Genomic DNA, 26,095 nt, shown 5'->3' on the forward strand with positions numbered 1-26,095 from the left:
CCGTATGCGGGGCAGTGCGGTCTTGCCGGGTAGTGCGGACTCGCAGCGCAGTGCGGTCTTGCAGTGCAGTGCGGTCTGACGAGGTAGCTCGGTCTCGCTGGGCCGTACCGTCTTGCGGGGCCGTGCCGCCGTGCGGGAACAACGTCGGCTTTTCGGGCAGTGCCCTCTTACAGTGCAACGCCGCCTTGCAGTGCAACGCCGCCTTGCAGCGCAGGGCCGTCTCGCAGCGCTGTATGCGGGGCGCGTCCGAGGCGCCGATCAGGCGGGCCCCGCGCCCACCCCGTCGGCGAAGGCCGCGGCGAACTCCGGCGACGGCGGGATCTCGGTGATCACGTCGACGAGGACCCCGTCCGGCCCGGAGACGATGAAGTGCCGCTGACCGAAGTCCTCGTCGCGCAGCTCCAGCGCGACCGGCAGCCCGCCCCGCACGACCAGCCGCGTCCACTCGGCGTCGACGTCGTCGACCTCGAGGTTCACCAGCACGCCCGCCGCGGATCGCCCGCGGTACGCCTCGGGGATCGTCGGGTGGTCGCGGTCGAGCACCGCGATCTCGTGGCCCTCGCGCCGCAGGCTCACGTACCAGTCGGCGTCGAAGGTGATCTGGAAGCCCATCGGGCCGGTCCAGAATGCGCGTGCGGCAGCGACGTCGCCGGTCGCGAGGACGGGATAGCAGCTGGTCAGCACGGGTACCTCCGGAGATTGACATACTGTCGGTATGTGAAAGCTACTGACGTACCATCGGTATGTCAATGAGGGGAGGCGGCATGGGTGTGCGGGCCGAGCAGCGGGAGCGGACCCGGCGGGCACTGCTCGACGAAGCCGAGCGGCTGTTCGCTCGGGACGGCTACGGCGCGGTCGGGCTACCGGCGGTCGTCGCCGGCGCCGGCGTCACCAAGGGGGCGCTCTACCACCAGTTCGACGGCAAGGCGGGACTGTTCGCGGCCGTCCTGGAACGCGTACAGGAGCGTGTCGCCGGCCGGGTCGTAGCCGCGGCCCGCGGCTACCCGGACGATCCGTGGCAGCAGCTGCTCGCCGGCTGCCGGGCGTTCATCGAGGCCAGCACCGGGCCGGCCGCTGCCCGGATCATGCTGGTCGACGGGCCTGCGGTGCTCGGCTGGCCGGCCTGGCGCGATCTCGACGAGCAGACATCCGGCCGTCATCTCGCCGCGGCGCTGCGGACACTGGTGGAGCACGGCGACCTGGCGCCGCAGCCGGTCGAGCCACTGGCCCGGCTGCTGTCCGGCGCGATGAACGAGCTGGCGATGTGGCTCGCCGGGCCGGGGACGACCGCCGCCGACCGGAACGCGGCTCAGGCCGCACTCGAACGGACCCTGGCCGGCCTCCGGTCAGGGTGACGACTCAGGAGGCCGCGGGCCCCTCGAACATCTCCGGCTGCCAGCGCTCGACGATCTCCCGCAGCCGCACTCGGGCGTCGAGCTGGCAGAGGATGCCGAGCGTCCCCATCGTCACCCGGTGGACCAGCAGGAAGCGCGGCGGCAGGTTCAGCGATCGTCCGATCGCGGCGTCCGGGCTGCGCAGGTCACCGACCCGCTCGGCCTGCGACTGGATCCAGCGCCGGCTGAAGTGGAACTCGTCGGTCTCCAGCGGCTCGGTGAAGGGGGCCAGGTAGCCGAGGATCTGCTCCTGGTCGACCCGGGCGCCCTCGCGGACGAACCCGGCCGAGCGCATCAGCGTCATCAGGTCGGCGCCGCGCCCCTCCAGCGCGTACTTGGTCATCGCGACCAGCTCGGGCGGCATACCGTCCGGCATCCGGGCGACCGCGCCGAAGTCGAGCACCAGCAACCGGCCGTCGTCGAGGATGCCGAAGTTGCCCGGATGCGGGTCGGCGTGCAGCAGGTGCGTGCGGTCCGGGGCCGAGTAGTGGAACCGGGCCAGCTGCTCGCCGGCGTGATCGCGCTCCTCCCGGGTGCCCTCCCGGATGACCGAGGACAGCCGCCGCGCCTGTACCCACTCGGTGATGACGGCCTTCGGGGCCGAGCCGACCACCCGCGGGACCTTCACGTCCGGGTCGTCCTCGAAGAACGCCGCGAACTCACGCTGGTAGGTGGCCTCGTCGCGGTAGTCGAGCTCCTCCTCCATCCGATCGCGGAGCTCGTTGACCAGCGGCTTGATCTCCATCCCGGGGACCAGCGGCTGCAGGATGCGGCTCATCCGCCCGAGCTGGCGCAGGTCCGAGCGCAGGGCCTCCTCGGCGCCCGGGTACTGCACCTTGACCGCGACCTCGCGGCCGTCGCGCTTCCACACGGCGCGGTGCACCTGGCCGATGCTGGCCGAGGCGGCCGGGGTCTCGTCGAACTCGCTGAACCGGGACCGCCAGGAGCGGCCGAACTGCTGGGTGAGCATGTGGTCGACGTCGGTCATCGGCATCGGCGGCGCCGCGGTCTGCAGCTTGGTCAGCGCCTCGCGATAGGGCTCGGCGTACTCGTCGGGGACCGCCGCCTCGAACACGGACAGTGCCTGCCCGAACTTCATGGCGCCGCCCTTGAGCTCGCCGAGCACCTCGAACAGCTGCTCGGCGCCCTTCGCCGCGAGCTGGGCCGAGATCTCGTCCCGGTCGCCACCGGTGAGCCGGCGGCCGAAACCGGCCGCGGCCCGCCCCGCGACGCCGAGTGGGATGCCTGCGAGCTTGGCGGTACGCGATGCCGTCCGGCGGGGAATGTCGCTCACCCCACGATTGTCCACCCGGTGCGGGGCGCGGCGCACCTCGCGGTGGGAGTTGTCATGGGTGCCGTCCCGGAGATCGTCGCCGGAATCGGCACCGGGATCGCCCCGGGAACCGGCACCGGAATCGTTGCGGCACCGCAGGGACAGCCGGGACGGCCGGGGATCGGGTGGACGCCGATCGAGGCCAGGTCCGCGGCGAGTTCCAGCTCCGTGCGCCAGGACGCCGGCGGCGGGTTCCCGCCGACGGGTCCGTCCAGCGCGGCGAGGGCCTGGGCGACGGCCAGCGCGGCGGTCGCGGCGACGACGTGCGGCTCGGCGGTGCGCGGGCCCGGGACGACGGTGTCCACGCCGATCTCCCGATCCCCCTCCGCGCCGCCGTCCCGGCAGCCCCGGCACGGGCCGCCGCCGGGCAGCAACAGCGGCCCCACCACCCCGCGTCCGTTGCGCAGCGTGACGACGAGCTGGACGACCGCGTCGTCCGGAACCGCTTCCGGGGCGCCGGCGAGGACCAGGAGATCGGGCGGGACCCGGCCGGCCGGGCCGGACCGGACGCCGGCGGCGGCGAGCAGGTCGTGCAGCGCCCGCGCCCGGTGGCCGTCGGTGGCCGGGAGGCCGGTGGCGACGTCCGCGCCGTCGACCGTCCCGGTCACCCGGGGGTGCACGTGCCCGATCCCGCTCCCGGCCAGCCCGCGGACGACGGCACCGGCGAGCGCCGAGTCCCCGCGGACCTCCACCAGCGCGGACTCCCGGCGTCGCCGCACCCGTTCGCCGAGGTCCGGGTCGACGAGCAGCCCGGCCCGCAGCAGCACACCGAGCAGCACCGGCAGCGCTTCGCGCCGACGGCCGGGTGGGACGTCCGCCTGCAGCTCGGCCACCGTGCAGGGGCCGGCGGCGAGCCGGTCCAGTGCCGCGGTCGCGACCGGGGACAGGTCGTCGAGCAGACGCGCCCCGGCCGGTCCGTTGCCGATCCGGCGGGAGCAGGGCCCGGTCGCCACCAGGGCGTGATGCGGCGCGAGCGCCAGCCGGCGGGGGAGTTCGCTCATCGGCCCACGGTGGCGGTGTGCCGGCTCCGGCGTGGCGGATCCCGGCCGGCGTTCGCAGGAGCACACGGGGGGAAGCACACGGGGGAGACGACGACGGGCCGCGGACGCCCCCCGCGGGGGCGGTGCAGGTTACCCGGATCGGCCCGTACCGGCGGCTCACACCGGATGTCAGGGCGGCTTATTCTTGTCCCATGGCGAGCTCCCCGGTCGAGGTCCGACGCAGTGCCCGCCGGAAGCGGATGGTCAGCGCGCGCCGCGAGGGTGATCGCGTCGTCGTCTTCATCCCCGGCTGGATGTCCGCCGAGCAGGAACGTGACTGGGTCGCCGAGATGGTCAAGCGGATCGAGGCCAGCGAGGCCCGGCGGCGGTCACCGGGCCGCCGTGGCGACGAGGCGCTGCTCCGCCGGGCGAACGAGCTGTCGACACGCTGGCTGGAGGGCCGCGCGCAGCCCGTCTCGGTGCGCTGGGTCCCGACGATGCGGACCCGCTGGGCGTCGTGCACGCCGGACGACCGCACCATCCGGATCAGCGAGCGGCTCCGGGACGCCCCCGGCTGGGTCGTCGACTACGTCCTGGTGCACGAGCTGGGACATCTGCTGTCCGCCGCGCACGACGACGTCTTCTGGTCGTGGGTGTACCGCTACCCGCGTACCGAGCGCGCCATCGGCTACCTGGAGGGGCTGAATGCCGCGGCGTCGCTCGGGATCACCGGGGTGGACGGTGACCCGGCGACCTCCGACGCGCCCCCGGAGCCCACGGACGCACTGCCGGATCCGCCGGCAGCCGCCGATGCCCTGCCGGATCCTCCGGCGGCCGCCGCGGGCAGCTGAGCCGGCGGCCCCGGACACCGCAGCGCGCCGATCCCCGGTCGGTGCCGGAGCACCGGCCCCGACCGGGATCGGATCAGGAGTCGCGCTTCGGCTCGCCGGGTCCCTGCTCGGACTCCGGCCCCTCGGCACCGGAGGCACCGTCGGAGCCGGAAGCGCTGCCGGAGCCGGAAGCGCCGCCGGAACCGGCGGGCCCGTCCGAGCCGGGCGTGCCGTCGGCGTCGGAGGCACTGCCGGAGCTGTCGGTCCCGCCCGGGGCGCCCGCGGCATCCGGAGCGGCGCCTGCCTGCTCCTTCCGCGCGTCCTCGGCCATCTGACGCTCCAGCTCCGCGATCGGGTCGTCCGGGACGCTGCCACCGGAGCCACCGCGGACGAACGCGGTGGGATCGTCGAGGTCGTCCGCCGACGGGATCAGGTCCGGGTGCGCCCAGATGGCGTCCCGGCCGTCGATCCCGCGCTCGTCGCGCAGCAGCTGCCACAGCTCGGAGGCGGCCCGGAGCTTGCGCGGTCGCAGCTCCAGCCCGACGATCGTCGCGAACGCCTGCTCGGCCGGACCGCCCGAGGCGCGGCGGCGACGCATCGTCTCGCGCAGCGCGCCCGCGCCGGGCAGTCGCTCGCCGAGTGCCTCGGCGACAACGGTGTCCACCCAGCCCTCGACGAGCGCGAGCAGCGTCTCCAGGCGGGCCAGTGCGGCCTTCTGCTCCGGGGTGTCCTCCGGCTCGAACATGCCGGACTGCATGGCCTCCTGGATCGACTCCGGGTTCGACGGGTCGATGCCCTGGGCCAGCTCCTCGATCCGGGAGGTGTCGACGGTGATGCCGCGGGCGTAGTCCTCGACCGCGCCGAGCAGCCGCTCCCGCAGCCAGTGCACGTGCGTGAACAGGCGCTGGTGGGCGGCCTCGCGGGCGGCCAGGTAGAGGGTCACCTCGCCGGCCGGGCGGTCCAGGCCGTCGGTGAACCGGGCGATCGCCTCGGGCAGCAGCGCCGTGGTGCGCTCCGGGCCCATCGGGATGCCGAGCTCGGTCGAGGTCAGCACCTCCTTGCCGAGCTGCGCCAGGCCCTGGCCGAGCTGGCTGCCGAACGCCATCCCGCCCATCTGGCCGAGCATCGCCAGCATCGGCCCGGCCGCACTGCGGACCTCCTCGGGCAGGCCCTCGACCCAGGCCGAGGACAGCCGTCGGGCGACCGGGTCGCAGAGCCGCTTCCAGGTCGGCATCCCGGCCCGCACCCAGTCACTGGGCGTCCAGGCCTTGACCTCGCCCCCCGCGGACGGGAACTCGGTGGCCGGGTCCAGCCACATCTCGGCGAGCCGGACGGCCTCGGTGACCGCGGTGCGCTGGTCGTCGGTGAGCGACGACGTCGTCTGCGCGAGCTGCTGGGTGGCGAGCTGGGCGGCGAGGTCGTAGTTGACCGGACCGCCGTCGCCGGAGCCGCTGCCCCCGTGGCTGAGCATCTGGCCGAGCTGGGACAGCATCTGGCCGAGCTGGCTCATGTCGAAGTTGCCGCCCGCACCGCCCGGCATTCCCGGCATCCCGGGCATGCCGGGGAGCCCGCCCATGCCGAACGCGGCGAACGGGTTCTGCTGCTGGCCGGACTGGCCACCGGAGGTGTCCCCGGAGGTCGGGTGCGACCCGAAACCGAACGGATCCTTCGGCCCCTCCTGCTCGCCACCGGACCCGTCGCCGGAGCCGGCGGAGGAGTCGGGGCCGCGCCCTTCCTCGTCCTTGTCACGGTCGCGGTCGGCGGGGCCGAAGCCGAACGGGGTGTCGCTCATGGGTCCCACCGTACGCGGAACGGGGTGCCCGACGCCGCCGCCGGCGGCATCGCGATCCGGTATCGCTACAGGTCGCCGGGCGTGTTCGCGGCGGGTGAACCGGCTCGGTCGATCAGTCGGTCCGGTCAGCCGGTGCAGGACGCGGGCGTGCCACCCGCGTCCAGGGTCTCCAGCGCACCGACGGCCTCGTCGAGCGTCCCGACCCGGACGAGCTGCAGGCCGTCGGGCGCGTCCGACGCGGCCTCGGCGCAGTTCGCGGCGGGGACCAGGAAGGTCTCCGCGCCGACCTCCTGCGCTTTGATCATCTTGAACCGGATGCCGCTGATCGGGCCCACCTGGCCCTCGGCGTTGATGGTGCCCGTGCCGGCGACGAAGCGTCCGCCGGTCAGCGGTCCCGGGGTCAGCTTGTCCACCAGCGCGAGGCTGAACATCAGGCCGGCGGAGGGGCCGCCGACGTCGCCGAGGGTGATCGAGAGCCGCTGCCCGTCGGCCGGCGTGGTCGCCGGGGTGATACCGAGGAAGGCCCGTTCCGGATCGCTGGGGTGCGGGGCCGGGGTCACGGTGACCTCGCGCGGCGCGCCGCCGTCACGGGAGATCGTGAGGGCCAGCGGCTCACCGGGCCGGGTGCCGGCGAGCGCGTCGAGCAGTGCCTGCACCGAGGTGACCGGGGCGCCGCCGACGTCACGGATCTCGTCGCCCACCTCGAGCACCCCGGCCGACGGCGAGTCGTCGGTGAGCGTGCCGACCGTCACCCGGGTGGGCAGGCCGAGGTGGTTGAGCGCGGCGGCCTCGGCGTAGGCGATCGAGCTGTCGAACTCCTGCTGGTTCTCCGCGGTGACCTCGTCGGTGCTGCGACCGGGCGGGTAGAGCGACGACCGCGGCGCGAGCCGGTGCGTCCCGGATGCCCACAGCCCCAGTGCCCGGATCGTCGTGATCCCGTCGGTGACGCCGACGGTGGTCATGTTGAGGTGCCCCTCGGTGGGGTAGGTCGGCAGCCCCTCCGCGGACACCACCGGGGTGCCGTCGACGTCGCCGAGGGTGTCGAAGGTGGGGCCGGGGCCCAGTGCGACGACCGGGGCGGGCACCACCGATCCGACGACGGTCAGCCCCAACAGCACCAGCAGCGCCGTCAGCCACGTCGAGGATCGAAGGCCCACGCGCGCACCTTACGGTCGTGATCACCCCGGGACGCGGCTGGGTGCCGGGTGCCCTGTCCGAACTGTCGTTTTCGTGGTGGGATGGTGGGACCGCCCGGGGCTCAACCGGGAACTCACGCGGTCGCCGTAGAGTTGACAGTCGGAGAACCTGCCGTCGCTCCCCGCCGGCCGAGATCTCTGCGATGTCGTAACCGAGCTGTGGAGCGTGCCCGTGTCGTCAATGCGGCCCCCTGTGGGAGCGCCGTCGCTGACCCGCCGAACCCGGATCCTGCTGGCCGCCGCGGGCGTCCTCGTAGTGCTTCTGCTCGGTGGCTCGCGGCTGCTGAACTTCTATGTCGACTACCAGTGGTTCGGTGAGGTCGGGTTCCGGGGCGTCCAGCTCACCCGGCTGTTCACCCAGATCGTGCTGTTCGGCGTGGTGGGTCTGGTGGTCGGCGGTCTCGTCGCACTGACCCTGTGGCTGGCCTACCGCTACCGCCCGGTGTTCGTGCCGGTCTCCGGCCCGGAGGACCCGGTCGCCCGCTACCGGACGACGATCATCCAGCGGCTCCGGCTGTTCGCCGTCGGGGTGCCGGTCGCGATCGGCCTGATCGCCGGCCTGGCCGCGCCGGTGCAGTGGCAGGCCGTGCAGATGTTCCTGCACGGCACGCCGTTCGGACAGGCGGACCCGGAGTTCGGCAACGACATCGCGTTCTACGCCTTCACCCTGCCGTTCCTGCGGATGGTGCTGAACTGGCTGTTCGTCGCGATCGCGCTGTGCTTCGTGCTGGCGCTGGTCACCCACTACATCTTCGGCGGGATCCGGCTGTCCGGCCGGTCCGGCTTCGTCTCCACCGCGGCCCGGGCCCAGCTCGCCGTGCTGGCCGGCGTGTTCGTGCTGCTCAAGGCGGTCGCCTACTGGTTCGACCGGTACGACCTGTTGTGGTCGAACCGGAACTCGCAGACGTTCTACGGCGCCACCTATACCGACCTGAACGCGGTGCTGCCGGCGAAACTGATCCTGTTGATCATCGCCGTGGTGTGTGCGCTGGCGTTCTTCTACGCGGCGTTCCGGCAGAACCTGCAGATCCCGGCGGTCGCGGTGGTGATGCTGGTGATCTCGTCGATCCTGGTCGGCACGGCGTTCCCGCTGGTGCTGCAGCAGTTCGTGGTGGCGCCGAACGCGAACGAGCGTGAGGCACCCTCGATCGAACGGAACATCGCGGCGACCCGGGACGCGTTCGGCATCGGGCCGGACAACGTCAATATCGTGCCCTACGCCGGGGAGTCCGAGGCGACACCGGCGCAGGTCCGCGCCGACACCGACACCATCCCGAACATCCGGCTGCTCGACCCGGGCAAGCTGAACCGCACGTTCACCCAGCTCCAGCAGCGCCGGAACTTCTACGGCTTCGCGCCGAACCTGGACATCGACCGGTACACGGTCGACGGCGAGACCCAGGACTACGTCGTCGCGGCCCGCGAGATGGACGCGAACGCGCTCGTCGGCAACCAGCAGGACTGGATCAACCGGCACCTCGTCTACACGCACGGCAACGGCTTCGTGGCCGCGCCGGCGAACCAGGTCAACGAGGCACTGGAGGACGCGGGCGGCCAGGGCGGTCTGCCGCTGTTCACCGTCAGCGACACCCAGAGCGACGGCCGGATCCCGGTCGACCAGCCGCGGATCTACTACGGCGAGCTGCTGGACAACCAGTACTCGATCGTCGGCGCCGAGGAGGGCACCCCGCCGCGGGAGTACGACTCGGACGAGGCGCAGTACACCTACACCGGCGCCGGCGGCGTCCCGGTCGGCGGGCTGTTCAACCGGGCCGTGTTCGCACTGGCCTACGGCGAGCGGAACATCCTGTTCAACAGCTCGATCAACCCCGAGTCGAAGATCATGTACGTCCGCAACCCGCGGGACCGGGTGCAGGCCGTCGCCCCGTGGCTGACGTTGGACAACGACCCGTACCCGGCCGTCGTCGACGGGCGGATCCAGTGGATCGTCGACGGCTACACGACGCTGCGGGACTACCCGTACGCCGAGCGGGTCGAGCTGGGCGATGCCACGGCCGACTCGCGGCTCGGGCCGGACGGCCAGCAGCTGCCGAACGAGACGATCAGCTACCTGCGCAACTCGGTGAAGGCCACGGTCGACGCCTACGACGGCACCGTGAAGCTCTACGAGTTCGACGAGAACGACCCCGTCCTGAAGACCTGGGAGAAGGCGTTCCCCGGCTCGGTGACCCCGCGCTCGGAGATCAGCCCCGATCTGGAGGCGCACCTGCGCTACCCGGAGGACCAGTTCAAGGTCCAGCGGGAGCTGCTGACCCGGTACCACGTGGACAACCCCGGTGAGTTCTTCTCGACGGTGTCGTTCTGGGACGTCCCGTCCGACCCGACGGCGCCCGGTGGGGCCGAGGGCGGCGCGCAGGACGCGCAGCCGCCGTACTACCTCTACGCCGGGCTGCCGAACCAGGACGGCGCGTCGTTCCAGCTCACCAGCGCGCTGGTGAGCCTGCGCCGGCAGTTCCTCGCCTCCTACGTCTCGGCCGCCTCCGATCCGGAGAACTACGGCCAGATCACCGTGCTGCAGTTGCCCAACGAGACCCAGACGCTGGGGCCGCAGCAGGTGCAGGCCCAGTTCCTGGGCTCGCCGGAGGTCTCGCAGGAGATCAACCTGCTCCGCCAGAACCAGACCACCATCGACTACGGCAACCTGCTCACCCTCCCGGTGGCCGGTGGGCTGCTCTACGTCGAGCCGGTCTACATCGAGCGGGCCGGGCAGGACTCGTCCTACCCGCAGCTCGCCCGGGTCCTGGTGAGCTACGGCGGCCGGGTCGGCTACAACGCCAGCCTCTCCGCCGCACTGGACGAGGTGTTCGGGGCGGGTGCCGGCGACGCTGCCGGTGGTGCAGCGCCGACCACCGGCGAGCAGCCCGCCCAGCAGGAGCCCCCGGACCCGAACGGGGCCGAGACCCCGGCACCGCCGGCCGCACCCACCGGTGCGCAGGCGACCGCGGCGCAGGGGATCCGGGACGCGCTGAACGACCTCAGGTCGGCTCAGCAGTCCGGTGACTTCGCCCGCCAGGGCGACGCGCTGGCCGAGCTGGACCGCGCGGTCCAGGAGTTCCAGAACTCCGGCGGCTGATCGTCGCAACACCCGGCGGGCCCGGGACCCCCGTGCGTGGGGTCCCGGGCCCGCGGTGTATGGTGATGACACAACACAGACGGAGCCACGAGGTCGAGAAGACCGGCTCCGTGCGGCGCGGGGTGGAGCAGCTCGGTAGCTCGCTGGGCTCATAACCCAGAGGTCGTAGGTTCGAATCCTACCCCCGCTACCACTTGTACGAAGGCCCCCGGGAGATCCCGGGGGCCTTCGTCGTGCGCGGTGTGCGCGGTGTGTGCAGTCCGCGCAGAGCGCGCCGCGACCGGGATGGACGGGCCTTCGAGGGCTTGGCGGGCTTGGCGGGCAGAGCCCCCGCCGGTCGGATCCCCGTCCCGGGCGACAGCTCCGAGGGGGACCCCCCTGTGCGAGCCCCGGAAGCCGCGAGGTACTGTAGTGACACAACATAAACGGAGCCACGAGGTCGCGAAGACCGGTTCCGTGCGGCGCGGGGTGGAGCAGCTCGGTAGCTCGCTGGGCTCATAACCCAGAGGTCGTAGGTTCGAATCCTACCCCCGCTACCACTTGTACGATGGCCCCCGGGATCTCCCGGGGGCCATCGTCGTCTCCGGCTGTCGTCTCACGCTTCGCGCGGCGCGACCTCCAGCACCCGGTAGCCCTTCTCCGAGACGAGCCGGGCCGTCGGGAATCCCTGCTCCTGCTCCAGCCACCGCTGCAACGAGTCCGATCCCAGGTTCTTCGCGACGACCAGCCAGGCCCGGCCCTCCGGCATCAGCCGGGACAGCCAGCGCAGCAGCAGGGCGTGCAGGGCCGGCTTCCCGGAGCGGATCGGGGGGTTGGAGTAGATCCCGGCGAACGCCACGTCCTCGGGCACCTCGTCCGGCCGGCAGGCCGTCACGTTGCCCAGTCCGGCGCTGTCGGCGTTGGCCCGGGTGAGGCCGAGTGCGCGCTCGTTGAGGTCCACCGCCCACACCGGCAGCCGCCTGCGTCGGGCGGCGAGGGTGAGCGCGATCGGGCCGTAGCCGCAGCCGACGTCCAGCAGCGGCCCGCGAACCGGAGGCATCGGTGCCGCGTCCAGCAGCACCCGGGTGCCCCGGTCGATCCGGCCGCCGGAGAACACGCCGGAGTCGGTCGCGAGAGTCAGGTCCACGCCGTCGGCGTGCAGCCGGACCTCGCCCGGCCGGCTCGCGACCGACGGCGTGGCCGTGAAGTAGTGGTCTGCCACGCCGGTCGATGCTACGGACCCCCAGAATGGGGGCATGACGCCTCCTGCGGCCGACGTGCCGATCCGCGACGAGCCGATCCGGATCGGCCAGTTCCTCAAGCTCGCGAACCTCGCCGAGGACGGCGGCCACGCCCGCGAACTGCTGGAGTCCGGCCAGGTCACGGTGAACGGCGAGCCGGAGTACCGGCGCGGCGCTCAGCTGCGCCGGGGCGACGTGGTGGCCGTCGACGGCCGGAGTGTGCGCCCGGTGTGAGCCCTCACCAGCCGAGCCGGTGGGTGAAGTGGTCGGCGAACAGCGGGGCCATGCTCTCGGCGTAGGTCGCGGTCAGGTGGTTGTCGTCCATGTAGACGAGCACGTTCCCGACCTCGCTCGGGCAGAAGTCCTGCTCACAGATCGCCGGCGCGGTGTCGACGAACGACACGTTCGGCGGGACGTCCGGGAGCAGCGCGTACGGCGGCAGCGGGGTGTACACGTCGTCCCGGGGCATGCCGCACAGCTCCGAGTTCCGGCCCTCCCGGTCGATGCACTCGGGGACGAAGAACGGCGGTCGTGGGTTGTCCCGGACCGCCACCACGGCGACGCCCGCCTCGTCCATCTTCGTCCAGGCGTCCACGAAGCCCTGCGGGGTGGACTCGGTCAGACCGGGCCGGACCTCGCGGGTGGCGAGCGTGACGACGGCGTCGGGCTGCTGCTCGGCCAGCTCCTCGGCGACCTCGGCGTTCCACTCGGCGCAGCCGTTCTCGGCCCACTCGGACTCCGCCGCGGTGGAGAACGGGCAGGCCCCGCGGAACATGCCGATGATCTCCCAGTTCCGCTCCTCGGCCACCGGCATCAACGACGCCACGTACTGCTGGGCGTGCGAGTCGCCGACCACCGCGATCCGCCGCTCGGCGGGATCCGGGCCGGGCGCCGGGATGGTGCACAGGTGCACCTCGGGCCGCTCGATCGGGTCGCACAACCAGGTCCCGCGCCGGTAGCTCCAGTCGTCACCCGCCTGCACCAGGGACGGCGCGAGCGCGATCGACGAGCCGCCGCCATCGGCGAGCCCGGGGTACTCCACGCCCGCGGTGAGCACGGTTGCCCCCGGATGGCTCTGCGACCCGACCTCGACCTCCACCGACGACCGGGCCACGGCCACGCCGTACCAGGTGCCTGCGCCGAGCAGCACGACCAGCGCGAGCGCGCCACCGTTGCGCAGCGCGCGCCGCACGTCCAGGCCGGCGATCGGCTGCTCGACGAACCGGTGGGTGAGCCAGGCCAGCACGAACGATGCCGCGATCACCGCGGTGCCGGCGGCGGCGCCGAGCCGGTCGGCGCCGGTGTAGACCAGCGTCAGCACCAGGATCGGCCAGTGCCACAGGTACAGCGGGAAGGAGATGTCGCCGATCTTGCGCAGCACGGTGCCGGACAGCAGCCGGTCCACGCCGAGCGGGTGCCCGGAACGCCCGGCGACCAGCACCATCGCCGCCGCCAGGGTCGGCCACAGCGCGGCCCAGCCCGGGAACGCCCGGTCCACCTGGAGCAGGATGCCGCAGGACACCAGCGCCAGCACGCCGAACCAGCCGAGCGCGGCCCGCGCGGGGGAGGTCAGCTCCGGCCGGTCCTCGATGCGGGAGATCCACAGCGCGAGCAGGCCGCCCAGCGCGAACTCCCAGAGCCGGGTCAGCGAGTGGAAGTAGGCCAGCGGCTGGTTGACCAGCGTCAGGAACACCGAGTACGCCAGCGAGGCCCCGCCGACGACCAGCAGTGTGCCGGTCAGCCGGGCGTGCAGGTCCGCGCCGTCCCGCCGGGCCGCGACCACCACGCCGGCCACCAGCAGCGGGGCGAGCAGATAGAACTGGCCCTGGATCGACAGCGACCAGAAGTGCTGCACCGTGCTCGCCGCGTTGTTCATCGCGGCGTAGTCGACGGCGTTGTTCGCCAGCTCCCAGTTCTGCACGAACAGCAGCGAGGCGACGGTCTCCCGGACCGTCGGCAGCCACCTGCTCTCCGGGAGCAGGAACGCACCGGCGACGATCCCGGCGCCCAGCACCACGGTGATGGCGGGGAGCAGCCGGGACAGCTGCCGCCGCCAGGTCGCGATCAGGTCGATCGGGCCCTTGCTGCCCGCCCGGTACAGCCCACCGATGATGAGGAAGCCGGTGATCAGGAAGAAGACGTCGACGCCGCCGGAGACGCGGTCGAACCAGATGTGGTAGACGACCACCAGGAGCACTGCGAGGGCGCGCAGGCCCTGGAGCTCGGGCCGGAACCGGGCTTTCGAACCGCTACCGCTCGGGGCGGCGCCGGTGCGGGCATCATGAGCTCCACCGGTGGACGTCACGAGCTGGGAGCTCCTCTCGGCCACGGATGATCAAAAATAGGGATGATTAAAGAAGATATTACGTTCGATAACGAGAACGGCGGCCGGCAGGTTCCCCTGCCGGCCGCCGTCACAGTATGTCCCGCGGAGCGACACGCCACACGATGGAGTGCGGTCGGGCCCCGTCAGTAGCCGATGTAGCCGCCGTTCGCGCCGGTCCGGCCGCCCGCCGCGAGGGTGTCGAGCCCGTACCGGTCGACCATGTACCGGACGCCCGCGGTGATGTTCGCGATCGGGTGGGTGATGTCCTCGTGCGCGAAGTCCGGGTGCACGTACGCGTCGAACGTCGAGGGGATGACCTGCATCAGGCCCTCGGAGGGAGTGCCGCGCAGGGCGTTGGAGTCCCAGTTGTTGATCGCGCTCGGGTTGCCGTTGGACTCCTTCATGATGATCCGCTTGAGTCCGGAGGCGTAGGACTGCGACATGCCCATGTGGTCGAGCGCCTCGGCGATCCAGGCATCGACGCCGCCCTGCGACATCAGCTTCTCGAGCCGGGCCTGCTCGGCCTCGCGCTGGGCCTGTTCCTCGGCCACCTTGCGGTGCTCCTCGGCGATCCGGTCGGCGATCTCACGGGCCTTGCCCACCGACGCGATGTCGCCGTCGTCGGCCGGGACGGCCGACTGCAGCGCGCCGGCGGCGGCACCGGAGTGGTCGAACGAGACCGGGCTGAAGTAGCCCGACGGGCTGCCGTCGGAGGCGGCGGCCGATGACGGGATCGTCGCCGAGTACGCGGCGAGTGTCGTCGCGGTGGTCGACTCCTCGGCCTCGGCCTCGGTGGCCGTCCCGTCCATGGTGGCCGGGACGATCGTGGCGAACGCGCCGGAGGCGAGGACGCCGAAGGCTGCACCGGTGGCCGCGGTCGCGGTACCGGCACGACGGGCCGCGTGTGTAGGCCCAGGGGAGCGGACGGAACGGGCAGCGGTCATTGCTGCGGTGGGATGGGTCGCCACGGGTCGGGGGAACGCGCGGCGGCCACCGGGGGAGCGGTGTCCTGGCAAGGGTTGCCCTTTCACGATCAACGGACGGAACCGGGCGCCGAGCGGCCGGGTCGGGGGTCCCGGGCGAGCCGGTCGGGGATTCCGGCTCCTGGTCCGCTCGTGATCGGACCGTGATGACTCGGAGATCACCGTAGAGGGGTCCGTCCGGGAGGTCCAGTCCCGGGGGTGTCGGTCGCCGCGCCGCAGGCACCGCTCACCGAGAAATCGATCTTGAGGGTGCGTGCCGGGCAACCCGGCGGACGGCCGATCGACGCCGACGACCGGATGTTGCCGCAGGTGACCGGATCGCGCCGAACGGCATGATAGTGAATCGAGCTTCAGCATCGGGGGCCGGCGTCCGGGTCGGCATCGCTGCCGGTGCCGCCGGCAGCGGGCTCGGAGCCGGCACCGGCCGGAGGGGTGGAGGGGTGGAGGAGATGGAGTCGAGTGATCTCCTGACGATCGGCGAGATCGTCGAGCGGAGCGGGTTCCCGCACTCCGCATTGCGCTACTACGAGCGGGAGGGGCTGATCGCGGCGAGCCGCACCTCGGGTGGGCAGCGCCGGTACCGCCGCAGCGTGCTGCGCCGGTTGGCGTTCGTCCGGGCGGCCCGGTCGCTCGGGATCGGGCTGGACGAGGTGCGGGCCGCGTTGGACTCGCTCCCCGCCGAGCGCACGCCGACCCGGGCCGACTGGTCGCGGTTGTCGAAGGCCTGGCGCAACCGGCTCGACGAGCAGATCGACGCGCTGACCGCGCTGCGCGACGGTCTGGACGGCTGCATCGGATGCGGTTGCCTGTCCATGACGACCTGCCGGCTGGTCAACCCGGAGGACGCGGCGGCCGTCCAGGGCGACGGGGCGCGACGGCTGCCCCCCGCCCTGCGCAGGCCGCCGGTGCACGGGCGGTGAGCCCGGTCGCGGAACCGCCCGCGACGGCGCCGGGCTGCCTAGGCTCGGTGACCGTGACGGATCTGGTGCCGGACCGCTGGCTGACCTTCGACGGCCTCGCCAATGCCCGCGACGTCGGCGGCCTCCCGCTGGAGGGCGGTGGCCGGGTCCGGGCGGGTGTGCTGCTGCGGACCGAGTCGCTGGAGGGGTTGAGCCGGGCCGACGTCGCCCGGCTGACCGGTGAGCTCGACGTCGTGCAGGTGCTGGACCTGCGCAAGGACGAGGAACTGGTGATCAGTGGCGCGGGGGCGTTGGCCGGCGCCGGGGTCACCGTGCACCGGCTCAGCTTCATCCCGGACGCCGGGCGCGGCCTGCCGGAGTTGGGCGACGACGCCGATCCGTTGGTCGCCCACTACCTGGCCTATCTGGGGGACCGGGGCGCGAACGTGGTCACCGGTGTCCGCCGGATCGCCGAGCGGGAGACCGGTGCGACCGTGGTGCACTGCGCGGCCGGGAAGGACCGCACCGGTGTGCTGGTCGCACTGGTGTGCTCGGCGATCGGCGTCCCGCGGGCCGAGGTGGTCGCCGACTACGCACTGTCGGCGACCAGGATCGACGCCCTGTTCCGGCGCTGGACGACGGCGGCCGGGCAGCCGATGCCGGCGGCCGAGGAGATCGACCGGCACCGGCCGCGGGCCGAAGTGATGGAGGCCTTCCTGCGGCTGCTCGACGAGCGGCACGGCGGACCGGTCCGCTGGCTGCAGGAGCACGGGCTCACCGACGACGAACTGACCGCCCTGCGTTCCCGGCTTCGTGACGAGAACGGGTGACGGGAGCACGGCCCGAGCTGTGTGCGGATCAGGGCACCAGCACGACCTTCCCCCGGGTGCGACGGGCCTCCAGGTCAGCGTGCGCGCGGGCCGCGTCGGCCAGCGGGTAGCTGCTCACCACCGGCGACCAACGGCCGTCCGCGAGCCGGGCGAGCGCCCGCTCCTCGAGCCTGCGCAGGCCCAGGGCGAGGATCGGCGGACCGAGCGCCACGCTCACGGTGAGCGCTCGCTCCCACAGCTCGTCGGGCCCGAATGGAGTCGGGGTGCCCGCTGACCAGCCGTGCAGCAGAACCCGGCCCCCTGGGGCCAGCAGGTCGAACGCGCCGCGCCCGGCGTCGCCGCCGACGCCGTCGAAGACCAGATCGACGCCGCGCCCCCCGGTGGCCTCGCGGGCGTCGTCGGTCCAGCCGGGCCGGTCATAGGCCAGCGGGGTGACCCCGGCCGGTAGCGGCCCGGGGAGCCGGCCGGATCCGGCCGCGGCGAGCACCGTCAGCCCCTCGGCGGCCAGCGCCTGCACCAGCAGCGTCCCGATGCCGCCGGCCGCGGAGGTCACCAGTGCGGTCTCCCCGGCGCGGGGCCGGGCCAGTTCCAGCAGGCCCTCGGTCATCCGCCCGGTCCCGAGCACCGCCACTGCGGCTGCGGCACCGACGCCGTCCGGCAGCCGGTGCAACCCGTCCGCCGCGGCGATCGCGGCCGCGGCGTAGCCACCGGAGCCGCCCGGGCCGAGATGGGCGCAGACCCGGGCGCCGAGCAGGTCCGGACGGCTGCCGGGACCGAGGGCGTCGACGATCCCCGCGACCTCCCGGCCGGGGACGGTGGGCAGCGCGGGTGCCGGGAACGGGCCGGCGCCGCCGGCCCGCAGGGTGGCGTCCACCAGGTGTACCCCGGCCGCCTCGACCCGGATCCGCACCTCGCCGGCGCCGGGCTCGGGATCGGGGATCTCGCGGGGGACGAGGACCTCGGGGCCTCCGTGGTGGTGCTGGACGATGGCGAGCATGTGGACCTCCGGCTGTGTCGGGTTGACCGGAGGAGCGTGCGACCTGAAGCCGACGTCAGGTCAAGGGTCTCGTCGGATCCCGCCGCGCGGCCGTGACGTCGGGCCACGCTGTGCGGCCACGACGTCGGGCCACGACATCAGCGCACGACATCAGCGCACGACATCAGCGCACGACATCGGGGCGCACGACATCAGGGCTTCAGGAGGTCAGGACTCAGGAGATCGGAAGCGCAGGGGCTCAGGGGAGCTCTTCTATCGGGACGAGCGGATCCAGCTTGCGCAAGGTGCCCGGATCGCCGGTGACCGCGGGCCAGCCGCGCCGCCGGGCGGCCGAGACGACCTGGCCGGTGGCGATGTCGTCGAGCCCCTGGGAGGCGAGCAGCAGTCCGGCCTCCTGTGCGACCTCCGGGGAGAGGTCGTGGATCACCGTGTTCGGCAGCCCGAGCAGGACCTGCAGGGCCGCGTGGTGCTCGGCATCGACCATCGACCAGGCCCGGCCTAGAGCCGTGCTGGGCACCGCGAGCACGATGCCTTCCTCCACTGCGGCCCAGACGAGGGCCCGCATGTAGACGGGGCGGCCGGTTGCGAAGGCCGCCAGAGCCGAAGCATCGAGAACTCGTCCGCCGATCATCGCGCGGATCAGCCGACGGCCACGGGCGGGATCGGACGCAGCGAACGCCGCGCCGCATCCAGCTCATCGGCCGGCGGTGGACCGCCGTAGAGGCTCGCCAGTGTGGCCAGCGACCGGTCCCGGTGCTGCCGGGCCTGGACCGCCTCCGCCACGTAGGCGGACAGGCTCGCCGCTGATCCGCGGGACACCGCGTCCCGCGCTTCTGCTACCAGCTCGGCCGGCAGCGTGACCGTCACCCGCTCGCTGCGCATACCGGAATGGTACTAGCTGCATACTCGCTCGGCCATGCGGCACGCCGGGGTGGCAGGTTACCGACGGGTATGCAAGATTGCGGCGAGGGACATCGGCGACTCACGCAGAACGGGTGCGACACATGGACCTGACCTTCACCCCCGCCGAGGAGGAGTTCCGCAGCGAGCTGCGCTCCTGGCTCTCGGCGCACATCCCGCAGGAGTGGACCCGGCCCGGATTCTGGGAGTCGCTCGACGACGACGAGAGCTTCCGGCTGCGCCGCGACTGGGAGCGCGACAAGGCGGACGCGGGCTTCGCCGGAATCCAGTGGCCGATCGAGTACGGCGGCCGCGGCGGCACCCCCGGCATGAAGGCGATCTACGACGAGGAGACCGTCCGCGCGCACGCTCCGCGCACCGTCAACCCGCTCGGGCTGGCGTTCCTCGCCCCGACCGTGATGGCGATCGGCACCGAGGCGCAGAAGAAGGAGATCATCGGCCCGTTGCTGCGCAACGAGGTGATCTGGTGCCAGGGCTTCTCCGAGCCCGGTGCCGGGTCCGATCTGGCGGCGCTGTCCACCAAGGGCATCCGCGACGGCGACGACTTCGTCGTCAACGGGCAGAAGGTGTGGACCACCAACGCCGTGCACGGCGACAAGATCTTCACCATGGTCCGCACCGAGGCCGGATCGGCGAAGCACCGCGGGATCAGCATGCTGCTGATCGACATGGACCAGCCCGGGGTCACCGCACGCCCGCTCCGGCAGATGAGCGGGGCCAGCGAGTTCGGCGAGGTGTTCTTCGACGACGCCCGGGTGCCGGCCGTCGACTGCCTCGGCGAGATCGGCGACGGCTGGCGGACGGCGATGCTGCTGCTGTCCTTCGAGCGTGGCGCGTCCGGCATCTCCCAGTACACCGAGTTCCGCAGGCAGTACGACGAGATCGTCGCGGTCGCCCGGACGCTGGGCCGGGACACCGATCCGGTGATCCGCAACGAGCTCGCGCGGGTGCTCACCGAGCTGGAGTGCCTGCGGCTGCACTCGATGCACGTGCTCACCCAGGTCGAGCAGGGCCGTGATCTCGGCTTCGAGGCCTCGATGACCAAGCTGCAGTGGTCGGAGACGTTCCAGGACCTCTGGGAGGTCTACGACCAGATCCTGGGTGCCGACGCCACCCTCGACACCCTGCCGGACGGGACCGACCTGCGGCCGCTGCACGCGCAGGCCATGTGGTCCCGCTCGGTGACCATCTGGGGTGGGTCCTCGCAGGTCCAGCGCACCATCACCGCCGAGCGCGTGCTCGGCCTGCCGCGATAGGGGGCACCGTGTACTTCGCACTCACCGACACCCAGCGCGAGTTCGACCGGGCCGTGCGCGACTACCTGGCGCAGCGGTTCGACCTGGCGGCCGTCCGTGAGGTCGTCGAGAGCGCCGACGAATCCGGTGGCTCCGAGGGCTCCGGGGACTCCGACGGCGCAGCGGGCGCCGAGCGTTCCGCGGGATCCGGGGGCAACCCGGCCTCGCTGTGGGCCGCCGCCGGCGAGCAGGGCTGGCTCGCCGTGACCGTCCCCGAGGAGTACGACGGGCTCGGGCTCGGCCTGGTCGAGGCGCAGGTGATCGCCCGGGCGCTCGGCGCCGGGGTGGCGCCGGGGCCCTGGCGGGGCACCGTGCTCGCGGCCGAGGCGATCCGCCTCGCCGGCTCCGACACCCAGCGCGCGACGTGGCTGCCCCGGCTGGCGGCCGGGGAGGTCGTCGGGGCGTTCGCGTCCCGCGGCTCGGCGGCCGACGGCCTGCCCGCCGTCGAGTACGGCGCGACCGCCGACGTCGTGGTGGCCCCCGCCGAGGACGGTGTGCCGGGCCTGGTGCTGATCACCGGCGCCTCGGCGACACCGGTCGGCTCCTACGACGGCACCACCCGGCTGGCCGGGCTGACCGGCGGGAGCGCCGAGGTGCTGCCGGGGGCGACGGTCGAGGTGGCGCGCGAGCTGGCGGACCGGGCGACCGTGCTGGTGGCGGCCGATCTGGTCGGCATCGCCCGCGAGGCGTTGTCGCGCACCGTCGGCTACGACCGGGAGCGGGAGCAGTTCGGCGTCCCGGTCGGATCCTTCCAGGCGATCAAGCACGCACTGGCCGACCTGCACGTCGGGGTGACGATGGCCGAGCACGCGGCGCTGTACGCGTCGTACGCCGTGCAGGAGGGGCTCGACGGAGCGGACCTCGCCGTCGCCGTGGCCAAGGCCAAGGCCAACGACGTCGCGCTGCAGGCGACCGCGGCGATGATCCAGTACCACGGCGGGATCGGGTACACCTGGGAGCACGAGGCGCACTTCTTCTACAAGCGCGCCCGCCGGCTGGCCGGCCAGTGGGGCGACCTCACGGTGGCCCGGGAGCGGATCGCGGCGCTCACGATGTGACCCGTTCGCGCCGGCCCGGTCCGCGTCGACAGTGGACCGGCGCGGACCGGACCGGCGCGGACCGGACCGGGCCCGGCACGACAGTGGACCGGGCGCGAGCGGGCTCGATCCGGCAGCGAGCTCGATCCGGCAGCGGGCTCGATCCGAGTGCGGACTGATCCGAGCGTGGACCGGCTCGGCGGCGGGGATCGGCCCGGAGCTGACGCCGGGCTCGGATCCGCCACCGCCACCGCCACCGCCACCGCCACAGCCACCGGCCCTGGCTCCGTCGTCGATCCCGCACCCGGCCCGGATCCGTCCGTTCGCCCGCGGTGTCCGAAATCGACTGTGGCGAACGGCGGCACCGGATGGGCCGGAGGGGCCGTCGTCCCCGGATCGGGTGCAAGATGGACTCGCGGAGCGGCCCGGTCCGTGGGACCGTCAATGTCATGGCCCTTGTCACACCGGTCAATGCGACCGCCGCCGCACTGCTCGGTCTGCTGCACGGCGGCCCGATGACCGGCGGCCAGTTGGTCACCGCGGCCGGTGAGCGGTTCGGTCTGTTCTTCTCGGTCACCCGCAGCCAGGTCTACCGGGAGCTGCCGGCGCTCACCGAGGAGGGACTGCTCCGGCTGGGCAAGCAGGGCCCGCGGGCGAGCCAGCAGTACGTCGTCACCGCGGCGGGCAAGCGCGCGTTCAAGGCGTGGCTGGCCGCGGGCGGCGACGCCGACGCGGTGCGCAGCCCGCTGGTGCTGCGGCTGCTGCACGCCGGATCGCTCACGGTGAAGCAGCGCACCGAGCTGCTGCGTGCGGCCCGCGAGGCCTACGCCGAGCGGCTCGCCGCAGCGCGAGCCGCCGCGAAGGCCACCACCGACCCGTACGGCAGGCCGGTCGCCGACTTCGCGGTCGCGCACACCCGCGCGATGATCAAGCTGATCGACGCGGTGCCCGAGGACTGAGCGGCGCCGTACCCCGCGTACCCTCGGTCGGCGTGAACCCCGACGTCCAGGCCGACCTGAAGGACCTCGACACCACGCTGTCCAGCATCGAGGCCGTCGCCGACGTGCCCGCGCTGCGGCAGGAGATCGAGGAGCTGTCCGAGCAGGCGGGCCGGCCGGACCTCTGGGACGACGTCGACGCCGCCCAGAAGATCACCAGCAGGCTCGCGCACGCCCAGGGTGAGCTGCGCAGGCTCGACGACCTCCGCCGCAGGCTCGACGACCTCCCGGTGCTCTACGAGCTCGCCGAGGACGAGGACGACAGCTCCGCGATCGCCGACGCCGACGCCGACCGCACCCGGCTGCGTACCGAGATCGCCTCGCTGGAGGTCCGGACGCTGCTCTCCGGCGAGTACGACCAGCGCGAGGCGCTGGTGACGATCCGCGCCGAGGCCGGTGGCGTCGACGCCGCCGACTTCGCCGAGATGCTGCTCCGCATGTACCTGCGCTGGGCCGAGCGGCACGGCTACGGCACCGACGTCTACGACACCTCCTACGCCGAGGAGGCAGGCATCAAGTCGGCCACCTTCGCGGTGCACACGCCGTACGCCTTCGGCACGCTCTCGGTCGAGGCGGGCACCCACCGGCTGGTCCGGATCTCCCCGTTCGACAACCAGGGCCGCAGGCAGACCTCGTTCGCCGGTGTCGAGGTGGCCCCGGTCGTCGAGGTCACCGATCACGTCGAGATCGACGAGAAGGACCTGCGGGTCGACGTGTTCCGGGCCTCGGGCCCGGGCGGCCAGGGCGTCAACACGACCGACTCCGCGGTCCGGCTCACCCACATCCCGACCGGGATCGTGGTCGCCTGCCAGAACGAGCGGTCGCAGCTGCAGAACAAGGCGTCCGCGATGACGGTGCTGCAGGCCAAGCTCCTGGAGCGGCGCCGGCAGGAGGAGCGCGAGCTGCGTGACTCGTTCAAGGACGCCGGTTCGTCCTGGGGCAACCAGATGCGCAACTACGTGCTGCACCCGTACCAGCTGGTGAAGGATCTGCGCACCGACCACGAGGAGGGCAACCCCTCCCAGGTGCTCGACGGCGAGATCGACCAGTTCATCGAGGCCGGCATCCGCTGGCGCCGTCAGCAGGCCGACGCGTCGTGATCCGGGGTTCCCGGGCGTCGCTCGTCGTACTCGGTGCGGTGCTGGCGGTGCTGCTCGCCGGCTGCACCGGTGGTGACTCCGCGGCGGGGCCGGACCCGTCGCCGACCCCGCAGGACGTCGTGACCGGGGCCGGGACCGCGCTCGTCGAGGCCGGGACGGCACGGGTGACCGTCACCCTCGACGGGCCGACCGGTCCGCTCAGCGGCGGTGGCCCGGTCCGCTTCGATCCGTTCGCCGCGGACCTCACCGTCGCGCTCGGCACCCGCGGTGCGCACGTGCGGGTGCTCGACGACGACGCCTGGCTCCGGCTCGGCGGGGCCGAGCAGTGGCAGCGGGTCTCCACCGACCTGCTGCCGATCGGCGCGCTGAGCGGGGCACTGCACGCGACGTCCGGGCTGCGCGACGTCACCGAGCAGGGCCCGGAGGACGTCAACGGCGTCCCGGCGGTGCGCTACGCCGGAACGGTGGACCTGACCGCGGCCCGCGACGCCGCGCCCGGATCCGCCGAGGCGACCCGGCTGGACGAGCTCGCCGGGCTGGTCTCCCCGAATCCGGGGTTCGGCGCCTGGATCGGCGCCCCCGGCACCGAGCAGGACGGCCGGTTGCTGCAGCTGCGCCTGGAGCCGGCCGAGGCCGCCACCGGCACGGTCACCCTGACGTTCGCCGAGCCCGGCCTGCCGGTCGACGTGACGGCGCCCTGATCCCCGCGTGTCGTCACCGCTCGTGCACAGCGGGCGGCGGTACCGTCCCGCTCCGTGATCGAGCTGCAGGACGTCACCAAACGCTATCCGGCGTCCGGGCGTCCGGCGCTGGACCGGATCTCGCTGACCGTCGCCGCCGGTGAGTTCGCCTTCCTGATCGGGCCGTCCGGATCGGGCAAGTCGACCCTGCTGCGGCTGCTGCTCCGGGAGGACGTGCCGACCTCGGGGATCATCCGGGTCGACGGCCGCGACGTCGCCCGGCTCCCGCGGCGCAAGGTGCCCGGGCTGCGCCAGCGGATCGGCTGCGTGTTCCAGGACTTCCGGTTGCTGCCCAAGCGCAGCGTGGCGGGCAACGTCGCGTTCGCGCTCGAGGTGCTGGGGCGCAAGCCCGCCGAGATCCGGACCGCGGTCCCCGAGCTGCTGGAGATGGTCGGGCTGCAGGGCAAGGCCGAGCGGATGCCGCACGAGCTCTCCGGTGGGGAACAGCAGCGGGTCGCGATCGCCAGGGCGTCGGTGAACCGGCCGCCGCTGCTGCTGGCCGACGAGCCGACCGGCAACCTGGACCCGGACACCAGCCGGGAGATCATGCAGGTGCTCGAGCGGATCAACCGCGGTGGGACGACCGTGCTGATGGCCACCCACGACGACTCCATCGTGGACGCGATGCGCCGCCGGGTGATCGAGCTGTCCGACGGGACCGTGCTGCGCGACGAGTCGCACGCGGTGTACGGGGCGGGCCGGTAGATGCGGCCCGCACTGCTCACCCGCGAGGTCTCCTCGGGCCTGCGCCGGAACGTGACGATGACCGTCGCGATGGTGCTGACCACCGCCGTCACCCTGATGTCGGTCGGTGCCGGGTTGCTCGTACTGCGCACCATCGACGACATCTCCACGCTGTACACGAACCGGTTGGAGATCCAGGTCGCGCTCACCGCCGACGTCTCGGGCTCCGACCAGGACTGTTCCGAGCCGACGTGCGCGTCGCTGCGGTCGGCCGTCGAGACCGCCCCGGGCGTCGCCGCGGTGACGTTCGAGTCCCAGGAGGAGGCCTACACCCGGTTCCGGGAGCTGTTCGCCGGGCAGTCGGTCGCCGACGTCGCGCGCCCGCAGTCGCTGCCCGCGACCCTGCGGGTGACGCTCACCGACCAGGAGGCGGGACCGGCCGCCGTCCGCGCCGCCGTCGCCGAACGGCCGGGCGTGCGCGGGGTGATCGACCAGCGCGACGTCGTCGGGACGTTGTTCGACTTCCTGGGCGGCGTGCGGAACGTGGCGTTCGCGCTGGCCGTCGTGCAGGCGTTCGCGGCGGTACTGCTGATCTCCAACACGGTGCAGGTGTCGGCGTTCACCCGGCGCACCGAGGTGGGGGTGATGCGCCTGGTCGGGGCCACCCGGTGGACGACGCAACTGCCGTTCCTGGTGGAGGCGGCGATCGCCGGCGCGATCGGCGGCGCGCTCGCCGGGGCCGGGCTGGTGGCGGCCAAGTACGCGGTCGTCGACGATCTCGTCGCGGCGATCGGGCAGGCCGGCGTGATCCCGCCGGTCCGGCTGACCGACGTGCTGCTGGTGTCGGTCCTGCTGGTGCCGGTCGGTGCCGTCGTCGCGGGTGTCACCGGGTACGTGACGCTGCGCGCTTATGTGAAGGTCTGACCACCGTGCTCACGGGTACCCTGGCCGCATGAAGGAAAAGGGCCGGAAGGTGATCGCGCAGAACCGTCGGGCCCGGCACGACTACGCGATCCTGGAGGAGTTCGAGGCCGGGGTCGCGCTGAAGGGGACCGAGGTGAAGAGCCTCCGTCTGGGCCGGGCGTCGATGGTCGACGCATTCGCCACGATCGACGACGGGGAGATCTTCCTGCGCGGTCTGCACATCCCGGAGTACGTCCGCGGGAGCTGGACCAACCACGAGCCGCGGCGCACTCGCAAGCTGCTGCTGCACCGCGGCGAGATCGACCGGCTGATGGGCAAGACCCGGGAGGGCGGGCTCACGCTCGTCCCGCTGTCGCTGTACTTCAACGACGGCAAGGTCAAGTGCGAGATCGCGCTGGCCCGCGGCAAGAAGGACTACGACAAGCGCCGCGACCTCGCGAAGAAGGACGCACAGCGGGAGATCGCCCGTGCCGTCGGCCGCGCCGCGAAGGGCCGGGCCCGCAGCCTGGGGTGAGCGGCGCC

The 26,095-nt window shown here is 72.9% G+C and carries 26 protein-coding genes and 2 tRNA genes; 17 read left to right on the top strand and 11 right to left on the bottom strand.

Features of this window, described 5'->3' with window-relative positions; all coding sequences use genetic code 11:
• Nucleotides 1-258: 258 nt before the first annotated feature.
• Nucleotides 259-684 carry a VOC family protein gene (locus Pdca_RS06125; protein ID WP_085911726.1) on the bottom strand — a complete coding sequence of 142 codons (426 nt, stop codon included), beginning with the start codon at nucleotides 682-684 and terminating at the stop codon, nucleotides 259-261.
• Between the two features lie 80 nt (nucleotides 685-764).
• On the opposite strand from Pdca_RS06125, the gene Pdca_RS06130 reads away from it, so the two are divergent.
• Nucleotides 765-1,355 (top strand): TetR/AcrR family transcriptional regulator, encoded by a 591-nt coding sequence (locus Pdca_RS06130; protein WP_197719934.1) that lies wholly within the window; start codon nucleotides 765-767, stop codon nucleotides 1,353-1,355.
• Between the two features lie 4 nt (nucleotides 1,356-1,359).
• Here Pdca_RS06130 and Pdca_RS06135 read toward each other — a convergent pair whose 3' ends face one another.
• Both Pdca_RS06135 and Pdca_RS06140 read right to left on the bottom strand, forming a co-directional pair.
• Nucleotides 1,360-2,688: an ABC1 kinase family protein gene (locus Pdca_RS06135; RefSeq protein WP_085911798.1), complete on the bottom strand. Its 1,329-nt coding sequence runs from the start codon at nucleotides 2,686-2,688 to the stop codon at nucleotides 1,360-1,362.
• The gene (locus tag Pdca_RS06140; RefSeq protein WP_085911728.1) at nucleotides 2,685-3,728 is read right to left on the bottom strand and encodes a hypothetical protein; all 1,044 of its coding nucleotides are present in this window, start codon (nucleotides 3,726-3,728) and stop codon (nucleotides 2,685-2,687) included. Before Pdca_RS06140 ends, Pdca_RS06135 begins: the two co-directional genes overlap by 4 nt.
• 191 nt (nucleotides 3,729-3,919) lie before the next feature.
• On the opposite strand from Pdca_RS06140, the gene Pdca_RS06145 reads away from it, so the two are divergent.
• Nucleotides 3,920-4,558, top strand: coding sequence for a M48 metallopeptidase family protein (locus Pdca_RS06145; RefSeq protein WP_085911729.1), 639 nt, complete (start codon nucleotides 3,920-3,922; stop codon nucleotides 4,556-4,558).
• 73 nt (nucleotides 4,559-4,631) lie between these two features.
• Here Pdca_RS06145 and Pdca_RS06150 read toward each other — a convergent pair whose 3' ends face one another.
• Nucleotides 4,632-6,329: a zinc-dependent metalloprotease gene (locus Pdca_RS06150; RefSeq protein ID WP_085911730.1), complete on the bottom strand. Its 1,698-nt coding sequence runs from the start codon at nucleotides 6,327-6,329 to the stop codon at nucleotides 4,632-4,634.
• Between the two features lie 125 nt (nucleotides 6,330-6,454).
• Nucleotides 6,455-7,486 (bottom strand): YlbL family protein, encoded by a 1,032-nt coding sequence (locus Pdca_RS06155; RefSeq protein ID WP_179956594.1) that lies wholly within the window; start codon nucleotides 7,484-7,486, stop codon nucleotides 6,455-6,457.
• Nucleotides 7,487-7,706: 220 nt separating this feature from the next.
• Between Pdca_RS06155 and Pdca_RS06160 the strand changes: the two genes are divergently transcribed.
• From Pdca_RS06160 to Pdca_RS06170, 3 genes are all read left to right on the top strand, one after another.
• Nucleotides 7,707-10,619 (top strand): UPF0182 family protein, encoded by a 2,913-nt coding sequence (locus Pdca_RS06160; RefSeq protein WP_085911731.1) that lies wholly within the window; start codon nucleotides 7,707-7,709, stop codon nucleotides 10,617-10,619.
• 116 nt (nucleotides 10,620-10,735) lie between these two features.
• Nucleotides 10,736-10,812, top strand: a tRNA-Met gene (locus Pdca_RS06165).
• 269 nt (nucleotides 10,813-11,081) lie between these two features.
• Nucleotides 11,082-11,158 (top strand) — tRNA-Met (locus tag Pdca_RS06170).
• 56 nt (nucleotides 11,159-11,214) lie between these two features.
• Here Pdca_RS06170 and Pdca_RS06175 read toward each other — a convergent pair.
• Nucleotides 11,215-11,820 (bottom strand): class I SAM-dependent methyltransferase, encoded by a 606-nt coding sequence (locus Pdca_RS06175; protein ID WP_197719935.1) that lies wholly within the window; start codon nucleotides 11,818-11,820, stop codon nucleotides 11,215-11,217.
• A 34-nt stretch (nucleotides 11,821-11,854) separates the two neighbouring features.
• Here Pdca_RS06175 and Pdca_RS06180 point away from each other — a divergent pair, with 34 nt between their 5' ends.
• Nucleotides 11,855-12,073, top strand: coding sequence for an RNA-binding S4 domain-containing protein (locus Pdca_RS06180; RefSeq protein ID WP_085911733.1), 219 nt, complete (start codon nucleotides 11,855-11,857; stop codon nucleotides 12,071-12,073).
• 4 nt (nucleotides 12,074-12,077) lie between these two features.
• On the opposite strand, the gene Pdca_RS06185 is transcribed toward Pdca_RS06180, so the two are convergent.
• Nucleotides 12,078-14,144, bottom strand: a complete 2,067-nt coding sequence (locus tag Pdca_RS06185) for an acyltransferase family protein (RefSeq protein ID WP_085911734.1) — start codon at nucleotides 14,142-14,144, stop codon at nucleotides 12,078-12,080.
• Between the two features lie 164 nt (nucleotides 14,145-14,308).
• Nucleotides 14,309-15,109, bottom strand: coding sequence for a lytic transglycosylase domain-containing protein (locus Pdca_RS35990; RefSeq protein ID WP_085911735.1), 801 nt, complete (start codon nucleotides 15,107-15,109; stop codon nucleotides 14,309-14,311).
• Between the two features lie 237 nt (nucleotides 15,110-15,346).
• Between Pdca_RS35990 and Pdca_RS35365 the strand changes: the two genes are divergently transcribed.
• The 3 genes from Pdca_RS35365 (at nucleotide 15,347) to Pdca_RS06200 (ending at nucleotide 16,877) form a co-directional block, all read left to right on the top strand.
• Entirely contained in the window at nucleotides 15,347-15,484 is a 138-nt protein-coding gene (locus tag Pdca_RS35365) for a hypothetical protein (protein WP_158092096.1), read from the top strand.
• Nucleotides 15,485-15,597: 113 nt separating this feature from the next.
• Nucleotides 15,598-16,068 (top strand): redox-sensitive transcriptional activator SoxR, encoded by a 471-nt coding sequence (gene soxR / locus Pdca_RS06195; RefSeq protein WP_085911800.1) that lies wholly within the window; start codon nucleotides 15,598-15,600, stop codon nucleotides 16,066-16,068.
• Nucleotides 16,069-16,121: 53 nt separating this feature from the next.
• Complete coding sequence (locus Pdca_RS06200; RefSeq protein ID WP_085911801.1) at nucleotides 16,122-16,877, top strand: tyrosine-protein phosphatase; 756 nt, start codon at nucleotides 16,122-16,124, stop codon at nucleotides 16,875-16,877.
• Nucleotides 16,878-16,905: 28 nt separating this feature from the next.
• On the opposite strand, the gene Pdca_RS06205 is transcribed toward Pdca_RS06200, so the two are convergent.
• From Pdca_RS06205 to Pdca_RS06215, 3 genes are all read right to left on the bottom strand, one after another.
• Nucleotides 16,906-17,874 carry a zinc-binding dehydrogenase gene (locus Pdca_RS06205; RefSeq protein WP_085911736.1) on the bottom strand — a complete coding sequence of 323 codons (969 nt, stop codon included), beginning with the start codon at nucleotides 17,872-17,874 and terminating at the stop codon, nucleotides 16,906-16,908.
• Between the two features lie 238 nt (nucleotides 17,875-18,112).
• Nucleotides 18,113-18,400: a hypothetical protein gene (locus Pdca_RS06210; RefSeq protein WP_232021437.1), complete on the bottom strand. Its 288-nt coding sequence runs from the start codon at nucleotides 18,398-18,400 to the stop codon at nucleotides 18,113-18,115.
• A gap of 113 nt (nucleotides 18,401-18,513) precedes the next feature.
• Nucleotides 18,514-18,756, bottom strand: a complete 243-nt coding sequence (locus Pdca_RS06215) for a hypothetical protein (protein ID WP_085911738.1) — start codon at nucleotides 18,754-18,756, stop codon at nucleotides 18,514-18,516.
• Nucleotides 18,757-18,878: 122 nt separating this feature from the next.
• Between Pdca_RS06215 and Pdca_RS06220 the strand changes: the two genes are divergently transcribed.
• The 8 genes from Pdca_RS06220 to smpB all read left to right on the top strand — a co-directional run bounded on the left by Pdca_RS06220 (nucleotide 18,879) and on the right by smpB (nucleotide 26,087).
• Nucleotides 18,879-20,051, top strand: a complete 1,173-nt coding sequence (locus tag Pdca_RS06220) for an acyl-CoA dehydrogenase family protein (RefSeq protein ID WP_085911739.1) — start codon at nucleotides 18,879-18,881, stop codon at nucleotides 20,049-20,051.
• An 8-nt stretch (nucleotides 20,052-20,059) separates the two neighbouring features.
• On the top strand, nucleotides 20,060-21,148 hold the full coding sequence (locus Pdca_RS06225; RefSeq protein WP_085911740.1) for an acyl-CoA dehydrogenase family protein: 1,089 nt from the start codon (nucleotides 20,060-20,062) through the stop codon (nucleotides 21,146-21,148).
• Between the two features lie 428 nt (nucleotides 21,149-21,576).
• Nucleotides 21,577-22,086 (top strand): PadR family transcriptional regulator, encoded by a 510-nt coding sequence (locus Pdca_RS06230; protein WP_085911741.1) that lies wholly within the window; start codon nucleotides 21,577-21,579, stop codon nucleotides 22,084-22,086.
• Nucleotides 22,087-22,118: 32 nt separating this feature from the next.
• Entirely contained in the window at nucleotides 22,119-23,225 is a 1,107-nt protein-coding gene (gene prfB / locus Pdca_RS06235) for a peptide chain release factor 2 (protein ID WP_085911742.1), read from the top strand.
• Nucleotides 23,222-23,926, top strand: a complete 705-nt coding sequence (locus tag Pdca_RS06240) for a LolA-like protein (RefSeq protein WP_085911743.1) — start codon at nucleotides 23,222-23,224, stop codon at nucleotides 23,924-23,926. Before prfB ends, Pdca_RS06240 begins: the two co-directional genes overlap by 4 nt.
• A 54-nt stretch (nucleotides 23,927-23,980) precedes the next feature.
• On the top strand, nucleotides 23,981-24,670 hold the full coding sequence (gene ftsE, locus Pdca_RS06245) for a cell division ATP-binding protein FtsE (RefSeq protein ID WP_085911744.1): 690 nt from the start codon (nucleotides 23,981-23,983) through the stop codon (nucleotides 24,668-24,670).
• Entirely contained in the window at nucleotides 24,671-25,573 is a 903-nt protein-coding gene (gene ftsX, locus Pdca_RS06250; protein ID WP_085911745.1) for a permease-like cell division protein FtsX, read from the top strand. It abuts the gene before it with no gap.
• Nucleotides 25,574-25,601: 28 nt separating this feature from the next.
• Nucleotides 25,602-26,087: an SsrA-binding protein SmpB gene (gene smpB, locus Pdca_RS06255; RefSeq protein ID WP_085911746.1), complete on the top strand. Its 486-nt coding sequence runs from the start codon at nucleotides 25,602-25,604 to the stop codon at nucleotides 26,085-26,087.
• Nucleotides 26,088-26,095 lie beyond the last annotated feature (8 nt).

It is taken from the genome of Pseudonocardia autotrophica (assembly GCF_003945385.1).
GTDB lineage: Bacteria > Actinomycetota > Actinomycetes > Mycobacteriales > Pseudonocardiaceae > Pseudonocardia > Pseudonocardia autotrophica.

Excerpts from the sequence above, each read along its gene's own strand:
- Pdca_RS06205 (WP_085911736.1), bottom strand. The coding sequence starts at position 17,874 with ATGCTCGCCATCGTCCAGCACCACCACGGAGGCCCCGAGGTCCTCGTC.
- Pdca_RS06215 (WP_085911738.1), bottom strand. The coding sequence starts at position 18,756 with ATGCGCAGCGAGCGGGTGACGGTCACGCTGCCGGCCGAGCTGGTAGCA.
- Pdca_RS06140 (WP_085911728.1), bottom strand. The coding sequence starts at position 3,728 with ATGAGCGAACTCCCCCGCCGGCTGGCGCTCGCGCCGCATCACGCCCTG.
- Pdca_RS06130 (WP_197719934.1), top strand. The coding sequence starts at position 765 with ATGGGTGTGCGGGCCGAGCAGCGGGAGCGGACCCGGCGGGCACTGCTC.
- Pdca_RS06220 (WP_085911739.1), top strand. The coding sequence starts at position 18,879 with ATGGACCTGACCTTCACCCCCGCCGAGGAGGAGTTCCGCAGCGAGCTG.
- ftsX (WP_085911745.1), top strand. The coding sequence starts at position 24,671 with ATGCGGCCCGCACTGCTCACCCGCGAGGTCTCCTCGGGCCTGCGCCGG.
- Pdca_RS06145 (WP_085911729.1), top strand. The coding sequence starts at position 3,920 with ATGGCGAGCTCCCCGGTCGAGGTCCGACGCAGTGCCCGCCGGAAGCGG.
- Pdca_RS06230 (WP_085911741.1), top strand. The coding sequence starts at position 21,577 with ATGGCCCTTGTCACACCGGTCAATGCGACCGCCGCCGCACTGCTCGGT.
- Pdca_RS06180 (WP_085911733.1), top strand. The coding sequence starts at position 11,855 with ATGACGCCTCCTGCGGCCGACGTGCCGATCCGCGACGAGCCGATCCGG.
- Pdca_RS06160 (WP_085911731.1), top strand. The coding sequence starts at position 7,707 with ATGCGGCCCCCTGTGGGAGCGCCGTCGCTGACCCGCCGAACCCGGATC.
- Pdca_RS35990 (WP_085911735.1), bottom strand. The coding sequence starts at position 15,109 with ATGACCGCTGCCCGTTCCGTCCGCTCCCCTGGGCCTACACACGCGGCC.
- soxR (WP_085911800.1), top strand. The coding sequence starts at position 15,598 with ATGGAGTCGAGTGATCTCCTGACGATCGGCGAGATCGTCGAGCGGAGC.
- Pdca_RS06150 (WP_085911730.1), bottom strand. The coding sequence starts at position 6,329 with ATGAGCGACACCCCGTTCGGCTTCGGCCCCGCCGACCGCGACCGTGAC.
- smpB (WP_085911746.1), top strand. The coding sequence starts at position 25,602 with ATGAAGGAAAAGGGCCGGAAGGTGATCGCGCAGAACCGTCGGGCCCGG.